A 1145-nucleotide genomic window follows, 5' to 3' on the forward strand; every position below is an offset into this window, starting at 1 on the left:
AATGTTAATTTTGAGCAACAAGCACCAATTGAGGCTGGTAAGAAAATAATGGGATACTGGGAAAACTGGAAACCTGGTTTAATAAGTGGGGATTATAAAGGAAGTGCTGAAGATGTGGCGCCATATACACATATTTTATACTCATTCCTTACATTAGACTCGTCACCTAATCCAGAAAATCCTGCGAATAAAGCATGGAGCAGTGGTCATATAAATGAAAGTATGGCCGGTGCGGATGTCCTAAGTGTTATGGGCAATTATGAAAATGCTTGGGATAATAACTCAAATTGGCAAAGAGTTCGTATAGATTCACTAATAGATTTAACTCATGCTAATGGTGGTAAATTTATATGGGCAATTGGTGGATGGTCTGATTTACAGCAAACGATTGGCGATAGTCAAATAGATGCTTTTGTCAATCAAGTTGTTGAATTATTAAAACTTGGTGGTGATGGTGTCGATTTTGACTGGGAGCATTTAAGTCAATTAGCAGATGGTTCACCAAACCCTAACAAAGATCAACAATTAACAACTTTAGCTAAAACTCTTAAAACTCTAAGAGAAAGGCTAGATGCTGAAGGAATGTCTGATAAGCAAATAGGCTATACTACTAGATTTAATGCCTTTTTCGAAAGTAGTAAGGCTCATGGTTTTGCTAATGACTTCAACTCTGATGGAGAAGGTATTGCTATTGACAAATGGCTAAAAGATAATGGTTCATCATTAGATCAAGTTGTAAACTGGGTAAATATCATGGCTTATGATGTAGGTCCTAATGATATGCCTAATGGTAAAACTTGGACTAAAGATGTTTATACAGATATGTTAAAGAGCTTCTCTGAATATGTAAATCCTAGTTTAGTAGTTCTTGGCTTTGAACCAGGTGGACAAGCTGCTAGTGGTGAATGGGAAGGTCTTACTCTAGATAAAGAGATGATTGACTATGTATCTGATAACAATTATGGCGGTTCTATGTTCTGGGCTGTAAATCAAGTAGCTATGAACACAGCTTCTACTTACTATCCGAATGTTGTTACAGGTGAAAATGTTAATGAATTAGCAAGCTACTCTAAAGAAGCATTTGCTGAAGAATAATATACAAGATTCTCTTATTTCAATATCTCTTATATAAAAAATCAACCATT

The 1145-nt window shown here is 35.5% G+C and carries 1 protein-coding gene; it reads left to right on the top strand.

What is annotated here, in order from left to right:
- The coding region (locus FTPG_RS08775) for a glycosyl hydrolase family 18 protein (protein WP_035722668.1) at positions 1-1095 on the top strand (1095 nt) is incomplete at its 5' end.
- Positions 1096-1145 lie beyond the last annotated feature (50 nt).

This window comes from Francisella philomiragia subsp. philomiragia ATCC 25015 (genome assembly GCF_000156715.1).
Classification (GTDB): Bacteria; Pseudomonadota; Gammaproteobacteria; order Francisellales; family Francisellaceae; genus Francisella; species Francisella philomiragia.